This is a genomic window from Eikenella sp. NML070372, from assembly GCF_001648415.1.
GTDB lineage: Bacteria > Pseudomonadota > Gammaproteobacteria > Burkholderiales > Neisseriaceae > Eikenella > Eikenella exigua.
The window spans coordinates 813,996-830,982 of the sequence record NZ_LXSN01000004.1 but is presented as its reverse complement, the minus strand read 5'-3'; the positions used below and the strand labels follow the sequence as shown (position 1 = coordinate 830,982).

Annotated in this window: 14 protein-coding genes, 6 tRNA genes and 1 pseudogene; 11 read left to right on the top strand and 10 right to left on the bottom strand. The window is 54.3% G+C overall.

Annotated features, from left to right (window positions below):
* The first annotated feature begins 148 nt into the window (after positions 1 to 148).
* From A7P97_RS05815 to A7P97_RS05795, 6 genes are all read left to right on the top strand, one after another.
* A tRNA-Gly gene (locus A7P97_RS05815) sits at positions 149 to 224 on the top strand.
* 24 nt (positions 225 to 248) lie between these two features.
* Positions 249 to 324 (top strand) — tRNA-Gly (locus A7P97_RS05810).
* A gap of 31 nt (positions 325 to 355) precedes the next feature.
* Positions 356 to 431: transfer RNA gene (locus A7P97_RS05805), tRNA-Gly, on the top strand.
* Between the two features lie 43 nt (positions 432 to 474).
* Positions 475 to 548, top strand: a tRNA-Cys gene (locus A7P97_RS05800).
* An 81-nt stretch (positions 549 to 629) separates the two neighbouring features.
* Positions 630 to 707: transfer RNA gene (locus A7P97_RS10130), tRNA-Cys, on the top strand.
* Between the two features lie 27 nt (positions 708 to 734).
* Positions 735 to 825: transfer RNA gene (locus A7P97_RS05795), tRNA-Leu, on the top strand.
* 309 nt (positions 826 to 1,134) lie between these two features.
* Here the strand turns inward: A7P97_RS05795 and A7P97_RS05790 are convergent.
* From A7P97_RS05790 to mpl, 4 genes are all read right to left on the bottom strand, one after another.
* Positions 1,135 to 1,386, bottom strand: coding sequence for a BolA family protein (locus A7P97_RS05790; protein ID WP_067530759.1), 252 nt, complete (start codon positions 1,384 to 1,386; stop codon positions 1,135 to 1,137).
* A 217-nt stretch (positions 1,387 to 1,603) separates the two neighbouring features.
* Complete coding sequence (locus A7P97_RS05785) at positions 1,604 to 2,713, bottom strand: class I SAM-dependent methyltransferase (protein ID WP_067530758.1); 1,110 nt, start codon at positions 2,711 to 2,713, stop codon at positions 1,604 to 1,606.
* Between the two features lie 255 nt (positions 2,714 to 2,968).
* Entirely contained in the window at positions 2,969 to 3,523 is a 555-nt protein-coding gene (locus A7P97_RS05780; protein ID WP_067530757.1) for a hypothetical protein, read from the bottom strand.
* Positions 3,524 to 3,635: 112 nt separating this feature from the next.
* Entirely contained in the window at positions 3,636 to 5,015 is a 1,380-nt protein-coding gene (gene mpl / locus A7P97_RS05775) for a UDP-N-acetylmuramate:L-alanyl-gamma-D-glutamyl-meso-diaminopimelate ligase (protein WP_067530756.1), read from the bottom strand.
* A gap of 256 nt (positions 5,016 to 5,271) precedes the next feature.
* Between mpl and A7P97_RS05770 the strand changes: the two genes are divergently transcribed.
* Positions 5,272 to 6,186 carry a hypothetical protein gene (locus A7P97_RS05770; RefSeq protein ID WP_067530755.1) on the top strand — a complete coding sequence of 305 codons (915 nt, stop codon included), beginning with the start codon at positions 5,272 to 5,274 and terminating at the stop codon, positions 6,184 to 6,186.
* A gap of 193 nt (positions 6,187 to 6,379) precedes the next feature.
* Here the strand turns inward: A7P97_RS05770 and A7P97_RS05765 are convergent, their stop codons facing one another.
* Positions 6,380 to 7,774 (bottom strand): porin family protein, encoded by a 1,395-nt coding sequence (locus A7P97_RS05765; protein ID WP_231865661.1) that lies wholly within the window; start codon positions 7,772 to 7,774, stop codon positions 6,380 to 6,382.
* Positions 7,775 to 8,070: 296 nt separating this feature from the next.
* Here A7P97_RS05765 and A7P97_RS05760 point away from each other — a divergent pair, with 296 nt between their 5' ends.
* From A7P97_RS05760 to A7P97_RS05750, 3 genes are all read left to right on the top strand, one after another.
* Positions 8,071 to 9,036: a transferrin-binding protein-like solute binding protein gene (locus tag A7P97_RS05760; RefSeq protein WP_067530753.1), complete on the top strand. Its 966-nt coding sequence runs from the start codon at positions 8,071 to 8,073 to the stop codon at positions 9,034 to 9,036.
* 125 nt (positions 9,037 to 9,161) lie between these two features.
* Positions 9,162 to 11,564 (top strand): TonB-dependent hemoglobin/transferrin/lactoferrin family receptor, encoded by a 2,403-nt coding sequence (locus A7P97_RS05755; protein WP_067530752.1) that lies wholly within the window; start codon positions 9,162 to 9,164, stop codon positions 11,562 to 11,564.
* A 146-nt stretch (positions 11,565 to 11,710) separates the two neighbouring features.
* Complete coding sequence (locus A7P97_RS05750; protein ID WP_067525693.1) at positions 11,711 to 12,295, top strand: biliverdin-producing heme oxygenase; 585 nt, start codon at positions 11,711 to 11,713, stop codon at positions 12,293 to 12,295.
* Between the two features lie 193 nt (positions 12,296 to 12,488).
* Here the strand turns inward: A7P97_RS05750 and A7P97_RS05745 are convergent, their stop codons facing one another.
* Positions 12,489 to 12,875 (bottom strand): rhodanese-like domain-containing protein, encoded by a 387-nt coding sequence (locus A7P97_RS05745; protein ID WP_067530751.1) that lies wholly within the window; start codon positions 12,873 to 12,875, stop codon positions 12,489 to 12,491.
* A gap of 73 nt (positions 12,876 to 12,948) precedes the next feature.
* Positions 12,949 to 13,290: a carboxymuconolactone decarboxylase family protein gene (locus A7P97_RS05740; protein ID WP_067530750.1), complete on the bottom strand. Its 342-nt coding sequence runs from the start codon at positions 13,288 to 13,290 to the stop codon at positions 12,949 to 12,951.
* 272 nt (positions 13,291 to 13,562) lie between these two features.
* Between A7P97_RS05740 and A7P97_RS05735 the strand changes: the two genes are divergently transcribed.
* Entirely contained in the window at positions 13,563 to 14,471 is a 909-nt protein-coding gene (locus A7P97_RS05735) for an AraC family transcriptional regulator (protein ID WP_067525699.1), read from the top strand.
* A gap of 117 nt (positions 14,472 to 14,588) precedes the next feature.
* On the opposite strand, the gene A7P97_RS05730 is transcribed toward A7P97_RS05735, so the two are convergent.
* The 3 genes and pseudogenes from A7P97_RS05730 to menA form a co-directional block, all read right to left on the bottom strand.
* Positions 14,589 to 15,248, bottom strand: coding sequence for a hypothetical protein (locus A7P97_RS05730; RefSeq protein ID WP_067530749.1), 660 nt, complete (start codon positions 15,246 to 15,248; stop codon positions 14,589 to 14,591).
* A 365-nt stretch (positions 15,249 to 15,613) separates the two neighbouring features.
* A pseudogene (locus A7P97_RS10715) lies at positions 15,614 to 15,894 on the bottom strand (DUF1304 family protein).
* A gap of 122 nt (positions 15,895 to 16,016) precedes the next feature.
* Positions 16,017 to 16,919, bottom strand: coding sequence for a 1,4-dihydroxy-2-naphthoate octaprenyltransferase (gene menA, locus A7P97_RS05720; RefSeq protein ID WP_067530748.1), 903 nt, complete (start codon positions 16,917 to 16,919; stop codon positions 16,017 to 16,019).
* Between the last annotated feature and the right edge of the window lie 68 nt (positions 16,920 to 16,987).

Here is a 16,987-nt window from a genome sequence, read left to right as displayed (position 1 = left end):
GCAGTCGTGCCGGTAAGGTGAGGCGTAGCAGAAAATCAGCATAAATAACAATCCTTAGCCAAGTTTTCCAGAATGGATGTTGACTATTTGTCAAATCTACCTATAATATACCGTTTTCGTAAGTATGGCGCAGCCGGAAAACGCCCAAGCGGGAATAGCTCAGTTGGTAGAGCGCAACCTTGCCAAGGTTGAGGTCGCGAGTTCGAGACTCGTTTCCCGCTCCAAGTTTTCAATCATCCGAATCCCAAGCGGGAATAGCTCAGTTGGTAGAGCGCAACCTTGCCAAGGTTGAGGTCGCGAGTTCGAGACTCGTTTCCCGCTCCACTATCCACTTAGTTGTTGGTTCGGGTGCTATGCGGGAATAGCTCAGTTGGTAGAGCGCAACCTTGCCAAGGTTGAGGTCGCGAGTTCGAGACTCGTTTCCCGCTCCAAGTTTTAGCAATTTGGCCGATACAGTCGGCCAAAAGCTAATTTGGCGGGATAGCAAAGTGGTTATGCAGCGGCCTGCAAAGCCGTGTACGCCGGTTCGATTCCGACTCCCGCCTCCAAAATACCATAGTGAATGTAAGCCGCAGGCAGCAAATAGCCATCGCGGTATTGGTTGAAATTAACCATACATCAATCAGTATGGCGGGGTGGCAGAGTGTTTATGCTGCGTGGGGTGCAACCCTCGCATAGGCCGGTTAAAATCCGCGCCCCCGCCTCCAATCATCCAGGCTGCCAGCCGCAGCCCGGCCCGAGTGGTGGAATTGGTAGACACAACGGACTTAAAATCCGTCGCTCCTTAATACGAGCGTACCGGTTCGATTCCGGTCTCGGGCACCACAAACCGCTTTTCGGCGGTTCTTTTATTTTGTCTAATTAATATCTGCTTAAGTGTATATTGCTAAATACTTCACTTCATACAGAGTTAATTCGTCTTGCTATAGTTCTGTGTTGTCTGCGGCTGGCAACCTTGTACGAGTAATATGGCAAGGTAAGCCGACGTGGTACTGGTTTAAAGTTAATTTGCTTATAGTTGTGTATTTGGCAAGTATGCGGGTGGGTCCTTCTCATTTTTCTGCAGGAGTTTTGTCAGCAAAACCGCCGGCCTGATTATTTCAGGCCGGCGGTTGCTTTAATAAGTGCGCTATATTACTGCCCGTTTTTGGCTGCCCATTCGGCGGGAGTGGCGGCTACGGAGATGGAAAGGGCGTGCAGTTTGTTGCTGGCCAGCCGGTCGGCAAGACCGTCTTTGATCAGGCGGTGGCGGGCGAGGCGGGGTTTGCCTTCAAAATCGGCAGACACAATGGCGGCAAAAAAATGATGGCCGTCGCCTTCCACTTGAATCATTTCGGCGTTGATGATTTCGCCAATCATGGCTTGGACTTGTTCAGGGGTGAGCATGTAGGATTCCTTTTGATTTCTTAAGGGGTTTGTGTGAGGGGCGTATTCTACCGTAAACCGTTGTAGTGCGCTTTGTTTGTGTTGGGTAGTTTCAGGTAGCCTATATCGGGTAATGGGCTACCTGAAACTTTAATACGGTTTAAAAAACAGCCTGCTCTGGCAGCGATTTGGCTGATACTGCACTCTACTGCGTTTTAACTTCGTTGCAGCTCAAGCTTCAGGCAGCCTCTGCGGCGGGCTGCAAAATATACAGGCTCACAATTTCGCGGAGCCGGGCGGCGGCGAGAGGGTTGGAGGCGTCGCGGCTTTTGGGGTGTTGCGGGATAGTGTCGAGACGTTGGCTGACGGTGAGGCCAGCGGCGGCGATGCGTTCGGCCAATTCATTCGGTTGGCGCAGGCCGAGGTGTTCGGCAAGGTCGGACATGATAAGCCAGATTTGCCCGCTGGGATTGAGGTGGGCGGGGGCTTGCTGCAAAAAGGCTTGCAGCATGGCGCTGCCGGGGTCGTAGAGGGCGGTTTCGATATCGGCGGCGGGTTTGGCTGGCAACCAAGGGGGATTGCAAATAATAAGGTCGGCGCAGCCTTCGGGGAAAAGATCGGTTTGCAGCAGCTTGATTTGGGGCAGGCCGAGGCGTTGGAAATTGGCGTGGGCACAGGCGACGGCGCGGGGGCTGTTGTCGGTGGCGGTAATCGCTTGGAGGCCACGCCGGGCGATCAGTGCGGAAATCACGCCGCTGCCGGTGCCGATGTCGAAGGCGCTCTGGGCGCGGGGCGGCAGGGGTGCGTCGGCGATCAGGCCGAGATACTCGCCGCGCAAGGGGGAGAACACGCCGAACGGCACATGGATGCGCGCGCCGAGCGCAGGGATTTCCACGCCTTTTTTGTGCCATTGGTGGGAGCCGATGAAGCCGAGCAGCAGGTTGAGCGGCAGCAGGAATGGCTCGCTGTTCGGTTCGCCGAACACGTCGGCCAGGGTGGCGGATACATCGGGAGCGCGCCGCAGGTTCAGCCGATAGCCGGCATCTATTTCCACCAGCAGCATGTTGGCCAACCGGCTGCGTTGCGCCTGCTGCATGCGGTGGGTGTGGAAATCGGGCGAGGAGGCGGCGGGAAGCTGGCGTTTCACGGCGGAGAGCAGCTGCACGGCCTGATGATAATCGCCGCGCCAAAGCAGGGCTTGGCCTTGGCGGAAACTTTTGAGCGCTGCTTTGGCAGAAAGGCCGGCCTCCGCCACGGCAAGCGCGGCGGGCGGCTTTTGGGTAGCGGTGTTGCGCCACGGGGCTTGGCGGGTTTGGCCTTGTTCTTGCCAGGTGAGGGTGGGGGGCATGGTGGGTTCGCTTGATTAGGTTTCAGGTAGCCTTGGGGGGAGTGAGAGGCTACCTGAAAAAATGTCGGCTGTTCAATCGTTATTTGCACGGATGCCATGGTGGGTGGTGTAGTGTAGCAAGGCCGTATGCACAAAACAGCGGCAGATTGCGTATACCGATAGATAAAACAGGCTACCTGAAAGCGCAAGCTGCAACGAAGTTAAACGACTATGGCGGTTTCAGGTAGCCTTGAGTTTATGCGGCCTTAAGCAGGTTTATTGCCCAATCCACAAAGAGAGGATTTTACTGTTGGGACGGTAGCGGCTAGTGCTGCGGGGCGGGCCATCGTCGGCCGGGCGGTAGCGACCAGCATCTTCCACTTGGATGGTCAGCCAAGCGGGCTGGCGCTCAAAGGTAGCAAACTCGCGTGCTTCGATTTCACTTTGCGTAATCTGCTTCACGTGACCGAGTTTACCGGCTGCGGCTTGCAGGGTCATGCCCGGGCGAACTCCGGAGGAGGTGCTACAGGCCGGGCTGGAGGTTTGGAGCATGGTGATTTTGGCACGTTGGTTGATAGATGAGCTGCTGTCATCTTCCACACTTGCCTGATGGGCAATAATTTCCGTCCCGTTCGGCAGGGCAATGGCAATATAAGAGACGCCTTCGCCGTCGCTGGTGCGCCGCAAGCGGGCGCGGGGGAATTGCTGCTTGACTTGGGCGGGGGTTTGACCGAGTCGGATACTGCCGATGCTATTGGCCTGAATCAGACATTCAGCGGCAGCGGAGGTAGACAGGGCTGCGATGAGGAGGGCGGTGAGGATTGGTTTCATGGCTGGCTTTCGGTGAACGGTTAATTGATGGTTTGAATTTCAGGTAGCTTTCCTGTAGGGGAAGGCTACCCGAAATTTTAAACGTAGTTTCAAACTTTTACCAGCCTCACACCTACTCTGCCAAGCCATCCAGCAGCTTCTGATGAATCCCGCCGAAGCCGCCGTTGCTCATCACGAGAATGTGGTCGCCGCTTCGGGCGTTGCTCAGGATGCTTTGCACGAAGGCGTCGAAATCGTTGCCGGTATGCAGTTTGCTGCCGAGCGGGGCGAGGGCGGCGGCCACGTCCCATTCCACGCCGCCGCCGTAGCAGAACACTTGGTCGGCTTCGGCCAAGCTTTCGGGCAGGGCGGCTTTCATGCTGCCGAGCTTCATGGTGTTGGAGCGCGGTTCGAGCACGGCGATGATGCGCGCGCTGCCCACTTTCTGCCGCAGGCCGGCCAAGGTGGTGGCAATGGCGGTGGGGTGGTGGGCAAAGTCGTCATACACGGTGACGCCGTGCACGCAGCCTTTCACTTCCATGCGCCGCTTCACGTTTTGGAATTGCGAAAGCGCTTCGCAGGCTACCTGAATACTCACGCCGGCATGGCGGGCAGCGGCGATCACGGCCAGCGCGTTGAGGCGGTTGTGTTCGCCCAACAGTTGCCAAGCAATATGGCCGACGGTTTGGCCGTGGTGCAGCACATCGAATGCGCCGTTTTCATCCGGCTCACCGGCCTGCCAGCCTTCTGCGCTGCCGAAATTTTCCACCGGCGTCCAGCAACCTTGCGCCAACACGGTTTGCAGACTCTCTTCGCGGCCGTTACACACAATCAAGCCTTGGCCGGGAATGGTACGCACGAGGTGGTGGAACTGGGTTTGGATAGCGGCGAGGTTGGGGAAAATGTCGGCGTGGTCGTATTCGAGGTTGTTCAGAATGGCGGTGCGCGGGCGGTAGTGCACGAACTTGCTGTGCTTATCGAAGAAGGCGGTGTCGTATTCGTCGGCTTCAATCACGAAAAATGGCGAGCGGCTGGCCGGATCGGCTTTGGGCGCCTGCGGCAGGCGGGCGGAAATGCCAAAGTTTTGCGGAATACCGCCGATAAGGAAGCCGGGGGCAAGGCCGGCGTATTCCAACACCCAGGCCAGCATGGAGGCGGTGGTGGTTTTACCGTGCGTGCCGGCCACGCCGAGCACCCAGCGGCCGTGCAGCACGTTTTCGGCCAGCCATTGCGGGCCGGACACATAAGGCAGGCCGCGATTCAAAATGGCCTCGATCACCGGCATGCCGCGCTTGGCCACATTGCCAACCACATACACATCGGCAGGAAATTCGTTCAACTGCTCCGCATCGAAGCCTTCGTGCACGGCAATGCCCAAATCGGCCAGCTGCGTGCTCATCGGCGGATACATTTTGGCGTCGCAGCCGCTCACCTTGAAGCCCGCTTCCTGGGCGATGGCGGCCAGCCCGCCCATGAATGTGCCGCCGATGCCGATAATGTGGATGTGTTGCATAGCCGAAAGCCTTATCTGGAAATGGAAAGGCGAAATTATAACGGATTGGCGCATCGGCGGGCATGGTGATTCCTGCTATGCTGCGGATTAGGCTTTCAGGTAGCCTTTACCGTACAGCAGGCTACCTGAAAGTGATGTTTGAGCAGAATTCAATATAGCTTCATCACAGCCCGTTTCAGAATAAACCCATTGATTTGACAATAAAACCGCTAAAATTTAGAATCCCGCCGTTTTGAATTGGGAAGCCGGGATAACGATGAGCAAACGTGTGTTGGTGGTATCGTATTCGCAGAGCGGGCAGCTAGCGCGCCTGAAGGAGAGTTTTCTGCGCGATATACGCGGCGCGGCAGGAGTTGAAGTGGACGATGTGGTGCTGCAGCCGGAGCAGCCGTTTGCTTTTCCCTGGCGCTTCCTGCCGTTTTTTGATGCCTTTCCCGAAACCGTGCATTTGCAACCCGCCCCCATTGAGCCGCCTGTTTTGGCACACGAGCGGTATGACTTGGTGGTGATTGCCTACAGCGTGTGGTTTTTGTCGCCCGCCCAGCCGATTACAGCGTTTCTGCAAAGCGAAACCGCACGGCGGGTGTTGCGCGATACACCGGTGATCACATTGATTGGCTGTCGCAATATGTGGCTGATGGCGCAAGAAAAAATGAAACGCTTACTGGCCGATGCGGGCGCACGGCTGGTGGGCAATGTGGTGAAAATCGACCAATGCGGCAGCGCGGCGAGCTTCATTACCACGCCGCTGTGGATGTGTACCGGCAAACGGCAGGCGGTATCGTGGCTGCCGCCTGCGGGCATCAGCGAAGCGGAAATTGCCGATGCGGCGCGTTTCGGGCAGCGCACCGCAGAAGCTTTGCAGCACGATGAAACATTAGATGAAACGCTGCTGCAACACATGGGCGTGGTGAAGATAAACGAAAAATTGATGGTCAGCGAGCGCGTGGGGCACCGAAGCTTTTTGGTGTGGGGCAAACTGGTGATGGCCGCCGGGCACGTATCGCCGCTCTTGAGGCGGCTGGTATTGTGTGTGTATATCGTGTTTCTGCTGGGGATGATTCTCACCGTGGTGCCGATCGGCGCGCTGCTCAAAACCCTGCTTGTGCCGCTGCGGCGGGAAAAGATGCGGCGGGAGCGGGAATATTATGCTGCGCCGTCGGGGGAATGATGAGGAAAGGCTACCTGAATAATCAGATAGCCTTTTGTTTTAATGTACATAAATGGTTGTGAGCTACTAAGCATAGATCGGATTTCTGAATCAGACATCTCTGACATTGCGGCCATAATAGCAGTAGGCGATGGCATCCCAAGTTTTGTCGGATACGGGTATCCGCTTTGCTTCGCTTTCAGGTAGCCTCACGTTAAAACTGCTTTTCCAATTCTACAAATACTTGCCGGCTTTTACGTTCTGCCCACACATGGCTGCTGCGGATGCGCTGCCAAGAGAAATTCAACTTCGGGGTTAGGCCTAGGGTGGTCCAGTTTCTGTGCCACAGTGAAGCAGAGTATTGGATCTCGCGGTCGCGGCGTTGTTCGGGCGGGAAGCCTTGCGGAGTGATATTTAGCGCGGTGCCGCGGAAAAGGCGTTCGGCGAAGGAGACGTTAAGCCGGGTGGAGAGGCCGCCTAGAGCATCCCAATCGTGAATCCAGCCTGCGCCGATGCCGTAGCGGCGGTAGGCGGCATTGTTCGGTTTGCCGCGCAGGGTGGACTGTTCTGGCAGCATCTGGTTGAAATTCAGCCCGGCATACAGCGTGTTGCGCGATGTGGCGCACCAGGCCAGGGAAATGCTTTCCCCCAAATACCAACCGTTATACATTTCTGCTTTTTCGCTCATTCGGTAATACTGGCGATAGGCATCCAATGCGGTATGAAGCTGCCAGCGCGGGGTGAGCAGGTGGCTGTATTCCGTGCGCAGTCCGGAAGCGTGCGCCCACATGTACATTTTCAGCGTGTGGTTGTTTTGTGGTTTGCGGTTTTCCCAATTGTCTGTGCCGCTAAGCTGGAATTGGTAAAACGGCATCACCAACAGCCGCTGCCGCGCATCTTGCCAGAGCCAGCCCGTGCCCAAGCGGCCGTAGGCGCTGTCGTAGGCCGACTTGTTGCTCCAGTAATAATTGGTGCCGCTCACATCCAGCTGCACGCGCAGGTTGTGATGCCCGGCCAATGCCTGGTTTTTTGTCAAGCCCAGGCTGTAGGCTATGCCCACTGCATCTTCTGCGCGCTCTCGGCTGCAGCCGAACGGGCTGCAATGCGGCAGCGCCGCGTTGTTCACATTGTTATCAAATGAAGGGGAAAGCCCACCGCCCCACTGCCATTGCTGCTGTTTGGTGATATGGTTCAGATAATGTTGCACATTATTCTGCACCTCCGCTGGCACTTCCGGCTTGTTCTGCACTGTTTCAAATAGCTGCGCCGATTCGTGCCATTGCTTATCTTCTGCCAGCATCGCCGCCAAATCCAGGCGGATGCGCACATCCTGCGGCTCTTCTGCCACCAATTCCCGGTAAATTTGCACCGCGCGCGCGTAATCGCCCGTATATTTTGCCTGCATGCCTTGCGCACGACGCAGCAACACTGTGTCTGGCTGCGGTATTTGCGCATACAGCGAAGTCAAATCCGCCAGCAATTCCGGCTGTGGTGGGCTGTTTAACACTTGCACTAACATATGCGCCAATAATTGTGGCTGTGCCAGCAAATCCTGCTGTGTGAGCACTGGCGCAGCTTGCTGCCCATCTGTTACTGCAGGCGTTTGCACATTATTTTCCAACTGCCGCAGCCATTGCTGCTGCCCTGTTTGTAAAAAACGTTTCTGATCCTGTTCTGGCGTGGTGTCTCCCCAGCTGTGTTGCGCAACACACAACGTAGAAATAATCAGAAACACACTCGTTTTCATCTGCATATATACAAATAATCTATTGAAAATAATGAGAATATGATAGATATGGTTTCGTTAAGTTTGGACATTTCATGCAAACAAAACAGTTTCCTTATCTACAAAAATGAGATATATTACCATTATTTTTAACGAAGGCAGGACTTAACTTAGTAACTATGAAACACCTAATTTTATCTTTGTTTGTGGCTGCTGCGTTGGCAGGGTGTGCGGGTAACGGCGGGGTAACCATTCCCGATGGCACTGCACCTGTGCCTCCGCTCATGCCGGCTGATCCCAGCAAAATTCTCGGTCCGGCGACCAGTGGCGATACCCCTACCGTTTTCCAAACGGGCAGCGGCCAACTGCGTTATGTGTCGTGGAATCAGATGATGTTTGGTCAATCTTTCCCGACCGACAAGTTCATCTATCGCGCACCTGATGGTAAAGATTACGCTTTTGATGGGTTTACCAACCCGCCAAACTTTTCAGGCCGTTTTGTTCCCGACAAAACACAACCTACCAAAATTACCCCTCAATCCACCCCGGAAGGCAATAAATTATTGGTTTGCTGCGAAGGCTTCGATTCCAACCTGCCCGCCGGCTATTTGACTGCCACTCGCTACGGTGTTTGGATCGGCAATGGGCAAATCGATATGTTTGCCGGCGGTATTGTCGCGCCAGTGGCTGATATGCAGAAGCGCAACGGTGCTACTGCGCCTACTGGTAAAGCCACTTATGAAGTATGGGCATTCCGTGTGAAAGATGGCTCGGTAACGGCTTCCACATACAATCCAGCAGACGCAAGCAAACGTTCCTTGCTGACTGTTAACTTCAACACCGGCAAAGTGGGCGGCACCATCAAAGGCAATGCGGATTTCGGCGCGGATATTAATTTCCGCGATGTTACTCTCAGTGGCAATACTTTCAGCGGCAGCGTTACCTCCGGTGGCGTTGATGGGCAAGTAAGTGGCGGCCTGTTCGGCAAAAAAGGATATTATGGGCCGGCGGGTACCGAAATTGGTGGGAAAATCACTTTCGGTAGCAACCAAAGCCTCAACAGCGTATTCGGCGGTTCAGTACCACAGCGCAGTTACCGTGATGAAAACTCCACTTCAAATGATTTAACCCCGCTTACTCCTTAATTTAATTTTCAGGTAGCCTTTTGCAGGGTATGTGTCAATTTGGCGCACACCCTGCAATATATTTGGCTAATTAATGAAATTGTTTTTCAGGTAGCCTTTATTATTTCAAACTTTTTAATAGAATCATGAAAACACATATCCATCAACACCGACCAAGTATTTTATTCTTGGCTTTGTGTAGCATCTTTTCCACCCCGGTTTGGGCATCAGGCGAAACTGAGGATACCAGTTCTGCCCAATTGGAAACCATTGAAATCCAAGGCCGCAAACATACGCCGCGCCAGCTTGGACGTGAACGTATCCGACGGGAGCAGCTAGATAAAGAAATGGTGCAGGATATCCGCGATATGGTGCGTTATGACCCCGGTATCAGTGTGGCCGAAGGCGGCCGGGCCGGCTCCAACGGTTTCAGTATCCGGGGTGTGGATAAAGACCGTGTGGCCATTGTGGTGGACGGTCTTGATCAAGGCGAAAGCCGCTCTTCCTCTGCCTTCCAGGAGCTGTTTGGTGCATACGGCAATTTCAATGCCAACCGCAACGCCGCTGAGCTGGAGCACATGAGCGAAGTAACCATCAGCAAAGGCGCGGATTCCATCACGGCCGGCAGCGGTGCGTTGGGTGGTGCGGTGATTTACCGTACCAAGTCGCCGCGCGATTATGTGGATGAAGACAAGCCTTATTATGTTGGGATGAAAACCGGTTATCTGAGCCGCTCCGAACAATGGTTGGCCAGCATTACCGCTGCCGGTCGATTGGGCAAGTTTGACGCTTTGGTGGTTGGTACCGTGCGCAACGGACATGAAACCAAAAACTACAGCGAAGCCAAAGATGTAAATCTCAGCTTCAACAATAACTACCAATTCGGCAACACAAAATATAGCGGCGTGGCGCGCGGCATTCCCGACCCACAAAACACCGAAGACCATTCCGATTTATTCCGCCTCGGTTACCACTTCAACGACAGCAACTATCTGAGCGGCATTTACGAAACTACACGACAAGATCGGGAAACAGATGAATTATCTAATCTTTTTGGCGCTTATGACAGCACTAGCTACCGCTACCGCCGCGATGTTGCCTACCGCCGCCGCGTTGGCCTAGAATATGAAAACCTACTGGACTGGGGGCCGTGGAATAAGCTGACCGTAAGCCTCGACCGGCAAAAAATCCGCATGACCACCATGACTTGGGATATTCCCACTCAAGATTACATCCGCCGAATGGGACGCAGTGCCGAAAACTACTTTATCCGCCGTAGTCTGAATTACGAAACTAACCAATTCAAAGTGGCCGCCGAAAAACATCTCGATTTTGGCAAAAATGTATTGTGGGATACGGCATATGGCGTGGGTGGATCTCACAAACGCAATACTAACAGTAACACCAGTTATTGGACTTTCGTTTTCTATCCCGATCGTCTGGCTTCCGACCGCGATGAAAAAGAATTTTTGGTCAGCACCCAATCCAATAACTACAATCTTTATTGGAACAACACTCTGCGCTTTAACGAACGCTTCAAGCTGAATCTCGGTGTGCGCTACGACCACACCAAAATGCACACTTTGGATACGGAAAGCTTCAACCCCGATGTAAAAGGCCAGCTCGAAGCCAAGGGTATTTGGAACCAACAAGCGCGCTTCAGCTCGCCCAGTTATGTGGCTGCGCTGGATTGGAATATCAGTCCGTCTGTAACCCTGCAGAGTAAATACAGCACCGGTTTCCGCGCGCCCACCACCGATGAAATGTGGTTCTACTTTCCCAACACCCTGTTTTATGTTGAGCCCAATCCGAATCTGAAAGCGGAACGCTCCAAAAACGTTGAGCTGGGCATAGATGTGCACGGCAATTGGGGGCATGTACGCCTTTCCGGCTACCGCACCCGTTACACCGATTTCATCGATTTTGTACATCGTGGTTATAGAGAGGTTATGACTTGGAACTATACCAACAAAACCTTGAGCAACCGCGAATATGCCGACGTTTACCAGAACGTAAACCGTTCCCAAGCCGAAATTAAAGGTTTGGAGCTGAAAGCACGCTGGAATCTCGACAGCATCGGCCTGCCGGCCGGCATGTATACTACGTTGGCCGCCAATTACACCAAAGGCGAAGCTGACGGACGTATTCCAATTAATGCTATCCAGCCGTTTAACGGTGTTATCGGTTTCGGCTACCAGCAGCCTGACAGTCGTTGGGGTGTGGATTTGAATATCAGCTATTTCGCGCGCAAAAAACCAGAAGACACTATCGCCTCCTATGACGATACCGGCCGCACTTTCCCTTTTGTCCGCCACAGCAGCAACATCTGGCTGGCCGATCTGACTGCGAATTACCAGTTCAGAAAACACATTACTATACGTGGCGGCATCTACAACCTGTTTAACCGCCGCTACTATACCTGGGAAACCCTGCGCAGCATCCGCGAATTCGGCACCGTAAACCGTGTGAACAACCAAACCCATGCAGGTATCGAACGCTTCAGCGCCCCGGGCCGCAATTTCAGCCTTGTTATTGAAGCTAAGTTTTAAATCCTTGCCGATGGCAGAAACTCCGCTTCCTTGCGGAGGCTTCGTTTTAATTGCGTTGAAGCTTACACTTTCAGGTAGTCGCTGCACTTCTTGGGAGGTTACCTGGAATTACGTTGGCTACACACTTTAAAAAAGGAAAACAAACCATGCAAGATATCCCTTTCAAGCAATACCTGAAAGAAAACTGCCGCACCACCCACGACAGCGTGGACGAGCTGGTGATGTCGGTTAAACCTTTCGACAACACCGAAAACTACATCCGCTTTCTGCAGCTGCAAGCCGTGTTCCACAAAATTGTGGACGACATCTACAAAAATCCGCAGCTCAACGAAAAAATCACCGGCCTGGCCGAGCTTGCCCGCTACGATGATGTAATCCTCGATCTGCAAGACCTGAACGCTGCCGAAAAAGCCGTTTCCCTGCCCATTCCCAAGCCCGAAGGCGCAGAAGCATTGGGCTGGCTCTATTGTGCCGAAGGCTCCAACGTGGGCGCCGCCTTCTTGTTTAAAGATGCGCAAAACAACCTTGGCTACAACGCCGAACACGGTGCCCGCCACCTCGGCCCGCACGCCGATGGCAGGGGCAAACATTGGCGCCGTTTTGCCGAGCAGCTGAACAATCTGGGCATTTCCGACAGTGAACGCGAACAAGCCCTGCAAGGCGCGCTCACCGCTTTTGCCTTCTACAAAAAACTGCTGCGCGAAATCTTCGAATTGCCCGAAGCCGCGTAAGGATTGCCAGCTGTATCTGGCATAACAAAAAGCTACCTGAAATTTTAGCTTCGCAGGAACTTCGCTGCGCTGCGTTTTCAGGTGGCTTTTTTGGTGATACTGTATATAGCTGAAGCACTTATTTCTTGATACAAGGTGAGCCAACGCCGTATGAAGGAATAAGTGCTTCAGATATTGGGTCAAACTGCAAATATTATCGTATGTTGGCTCGTGTAAGCTGTACGTAGCTACCGCGGTTTTGCACGTTGGTGTAGCCCATGCTTTCGAGCACTTGTTTGGCGGCTTCGGCACGGCGGCCGCTGCGGCAGTAGAGGTTGATGGGGGTATTTTTATTGGGAACGTGGGCGGCAATCTGTTGGCCGATTTGGTCGTGCGGAATGTTTTTGGCGTTTTCCAGATGGCCTGCGGCATATTCCTCGGGCGTGCGCACGTCGATCCACACGGCTTCTTGGCGGGCGGGGGCGTAGCACGGCTGGCTCTGTTGTTGGGCAGGCTTGCGGCTGTGCTGGCCGTGGGCGGAAGCGGCAACGGGCAGGGCGGTCAACAGGGCGATGGCGGCTAGAGAGAGGGTTTTCTTCATGATGTACCTTTCTTGATGGCGGGGGAGTTTTTCAGGTAGCCTGTTATTCATTAAGGGCTACCTGAAAACCGGTTTAGGCTTCGCGGGCGTCTTCCACGGCTTCGAGGGCGCGCAGGGAATAGATGTAGGCAGCGCCGGCGTTGAGAGAGATGGCAGTGGCGAGTGCACCGGCCACTTCGCTTTCGGTGGCACCGGCTTTCACAGCGGCTTGGGCGTGCACGGCAATGCAGCTTTCGCAGCGGGTGGTAACGGCCACAGCCAGGGCGATGAGTTCGCGGGTTTTGGCATCCAGCGCTTCGGCTGCGGCAGCGCTTTCGAGGGCGGCATAGCCGGCCAGCATTTTGGGGTGGTCTTTGCCGAGTTTGGTAAAGGATTGTTTAACGTGGGTAGCGTGTTTTTTCCAATCTAAAAACATGATGTTATCCTTAGCAATAAACTCAAATGAAATTTGAACGGATAGCTTTTATCGAAACTGCCTGATGCGGCGTATGATGGCATAAGTTTTAGAGCAAGAATTGACTGATCGTCTCATTCTTTTGACTGCGTGCTATAGCTGAAACAATTATTTTTTTCCTACAAGGCGACGAGCCATGAACGGTAAAAGTACGGCAAGGCGAGCCAACGCTGTATGAAGGAATAAGTGTTTTAGCGATATATTTCCGCCATCGGCCAATAAGGAGAATGAAAATGGATGTGTTAGACAAATTAATTTATCTGGCATGGCTGCGTGGTCGGATTGATGTGTGCTGCCGGCTGGGCGGTGGATTTCACTTGGTACACGAAACCGAGCCGGAAACAGCGCGGCTGCATTGGGTGGTGTCGGGCAGCGGCTGGCTGCGGGTAGGTGACGGGCAAGCAGTGGCTTTGCATACGGGCGATGCGGTACTGCTTCCCTATGATACGGCACACAGTATTACCGACAGTTTGGAGGGTTTGGCGCAACCAGCGGGCAAGCCGCAGCTTCACGGAAACGGAGTGTTGGCAGTGAAAGACTGCGGCGGCAACCGCTTGCAACTGTTGTGCGGCCAATACCGCTATACGCGCCATGCAGCGCTGTGGCTGGGTATGCCGGAATACCTGCTTTTACCGCTACCGGAAATGCGGCAAACGGCATCGATGATGCTGGATGAGGCGGAAAGGCTGCGCTATGGTAGCGGTACGGTGGTGAACGCGCTCTCGCAGGTGATGCTGGTGGCCGTGCTGCGACGCTATCGGCAGCAGAGCAGTGCCCCATCTTTTTTGTCGCAGCTGGAAGACCCACGCCTAAGCGGGCTGTTGCAGGCGGTGTTGCTCGCGCCGCAGGATGAGTGGCCAATTGCACGGATGGCGGAAATGGCGAAACTTTCGCGGGCACAGCTGATGCGTTTGTTTAAATCGGTAACCGGGGTGAGTCCGCACCGCTTTGTGCTGTCTATCCGCTTGCAGCAGGCGGCAGTGCAGCTGGCGGCAAGTGCGGATACGATTTTGCGCATTGCGTTGGAAAACGGCTTTGTGTCGGAATCGCATTTCAACCGCGCGTTTAAACAGTATTTCGGGCAAACACCGAAGCAATACCGCGTACAGCAGCTGGAAGAGGCAGAGAAGGCTGTGGCTTGAGAATAGTGAGAATAGTGTTTTAATTAATGAAGGCTACCTGAAACTTTTAGCTTCGCAGAAATTTTCCGCGCTACGTTTTCAGGTGGCCTTTGTTTACTATCTAATCTGTTCTTCGTATTACTGTTTTCTGAAGTCTTTCAAAGTGCCGTCCATATTGAAATCGATAGAGTATTTGGCACGCGGGGTTTCGATGGTGGAAGTAATCCAGCGGCGGGTTTGGTCCGGCACCCACAGTTGGAAGCTGGTGAAAGTCAGCTCGGTTTCGGTGGCTTCCACTTCCTTGGCTTTCTCGTTCCAAGTTTTGGCGATGGTGGCCACGGTGGCAAACTTGATGTCGTTCAGGGGGGTAACGTTGTCTTTCATGTCGCCGCCGCCGGAAATCTGCACCGGTTGCGGTTCGCTCCACTTGCCGTCTTCATAGGTGTAGTGGTCGATATTATCCGGTTTTTCCGGGTCTTGGATGTCGATTTCAATGCGCGGACGGTTGCTGCCATAGAATTGAACGTTTTGGAATACATTCAATTCCTTGCTGGAAAACTGCGGCAAGGCTTTGAGGGAATCTTCCGCTGCCTGCAAAGCTTGGGCGTTGCTCAGGAAGTTATCCATAGAAGCTGCTTCCTGCTGGCTGCCGCTCTCAGCCTGCTGGCTGCCCTCCTGGCTTTGCGAGGCTTGTTGCTGTTGCACGGGGGCTTGTTCATCGCCGCCTTTGCCACCACAGGCGGAAAGGCCGAGTACGGCAGATACACACAACAACCAAAGTGCTTGTTTAGATTTCATAAAGTCATTCCTTCTTTCAATATTGGTTGGATAAGTCAGCATTGCTGCTGGGTGGTATTGTAAAGAAAATTGCTGTGTTTTTCAAAATCGTAGTCGATAAGACACGGTATCCGCCCCAAATTTGGTTGTTAGATGTTGGCTCGCACAATACAAGGATTGATGCATTTATAAGTCCTCGTTTTTGACGTATTTCTTCACAATGCGATTTTCGGATGCTGTCTATTTTCGATGTATCTGCGCGCTCTGTTTTGCTTGTTTTAAACTACACTTTAAAAGACGAGGAGTTTGTAAATATCATAGGCTATCTGCAACCGAATCTATCTTTTTCAGGTAGCCTTTTCCTGTCTACTAAAACCACAGGCTGATCAAAGCCAAAATAGGCAGCCCGCCTTGCTTGAACAGAATGCTTTTGTTGGGGGCGCACCGCAGGCGGTAACGGTGATGCAGTTGAGCAGTAAAACGGCGGCGAATTCTTTCGGCTGGGAGGCAAACAGGGTGGCGTAGACGAGCATGAGGGCAGTGCAGCCGTTGTAGATGCCTTGGTTACGCATCACACGTTGAAGCGTGATTCGGCCAGTTGCATTTGACTGAGTTTGAATACGCGGGTGGTGGTGGGGGAAGTAGTGGCGAAAGTTTCGAGATACATGATGTAGCCGAACAGAGTGGCGGGAGTAAAACGAGGATTTGCGAGAGGGTAGACATATTTTACTTTTTTATTCGTTAGTTATGGTGTGTATGAGTTATTGGGAGATTTAGCTTTGGAGCTAGTTAGAATAGCACAGATTCAAGCAGCAGGCCGCTGCCGAAAAGTAGGTTTATAGCCAAGGCAAGGCGCACGATGTGTGGCAGTTCGCGCCCGGCGGCAGCGGGGCTGGTGGCGGTTTGCAGGCGGTGCAAGTGGGTGGCGGCCAGCGGCAGCGCGGTCAGCCAGAAGAGGCCGCTAGGGATTTGAGGGGCGAGGGCGGCGTAGCAGGCGAGGGCGGCGGCGAGGAGGAGGCGGTGCAGGGTTTTGCTGCGCTCAAAGCCCAGCCGGGTGGCGGGGGTGGTTTTGCCGGATTGGCGGTCGCTTTCGATGTCGCGCATATTGTTGATGTGCAGCACGGCGGCGGCGAGCAGGCCGCAGCCGGCGGCGGGCAGCCAGCCCTCTGGCGGGCAGCTGCCTTGTTGCAGGTAGGCGCTGCCTTGCACGCCGAGCAGGCCGAAAAACAGGAATACGCTGATTTCGCCCAGCCCGTGGTAGCCGTAGGCATGGCGGCCGAGGGTGTAGGTGAGGGCGGCGGCGAGGGCAAGGCTGCCTAAGAGCAGGAAGGCGAGCCATTGCTGCGGGTGGCGCAAGCTGAGGGCGATGAGCGCGCTGCCGAGGAGCAGGGCGGCCAATACGCTGGCGGCGAGGCGGCGGCGGATGTGTGGGAGTGGGATTTGGCCGCTGGCGGTGAGGCGTTCTGGTGCATCGGGGGCGCGGTGGCGGTCGGTACCGCGTATGCCGTCGCCGTAATCGTTGGCGATATTGGAGACGATTTGCAGGGCCAGTGCGGTGAGCAGGCTGAGCAGGAACACGCTGCCGCGCCAGCTTGCGGGGCTGCTGTGCCAAGCGATGGCGTTGCCGCAGCAGACGGCGGCAAGGGCCAGCGGCAGGGTGCGCGGACGAATGAGGCGGAGTAGGGCGTACATGGCGGGAGTGGCTTGGAAGCTACCTGAAAAATTCAATTGGCAGTTTCAGGTAGCCTGATGAGAAAAAC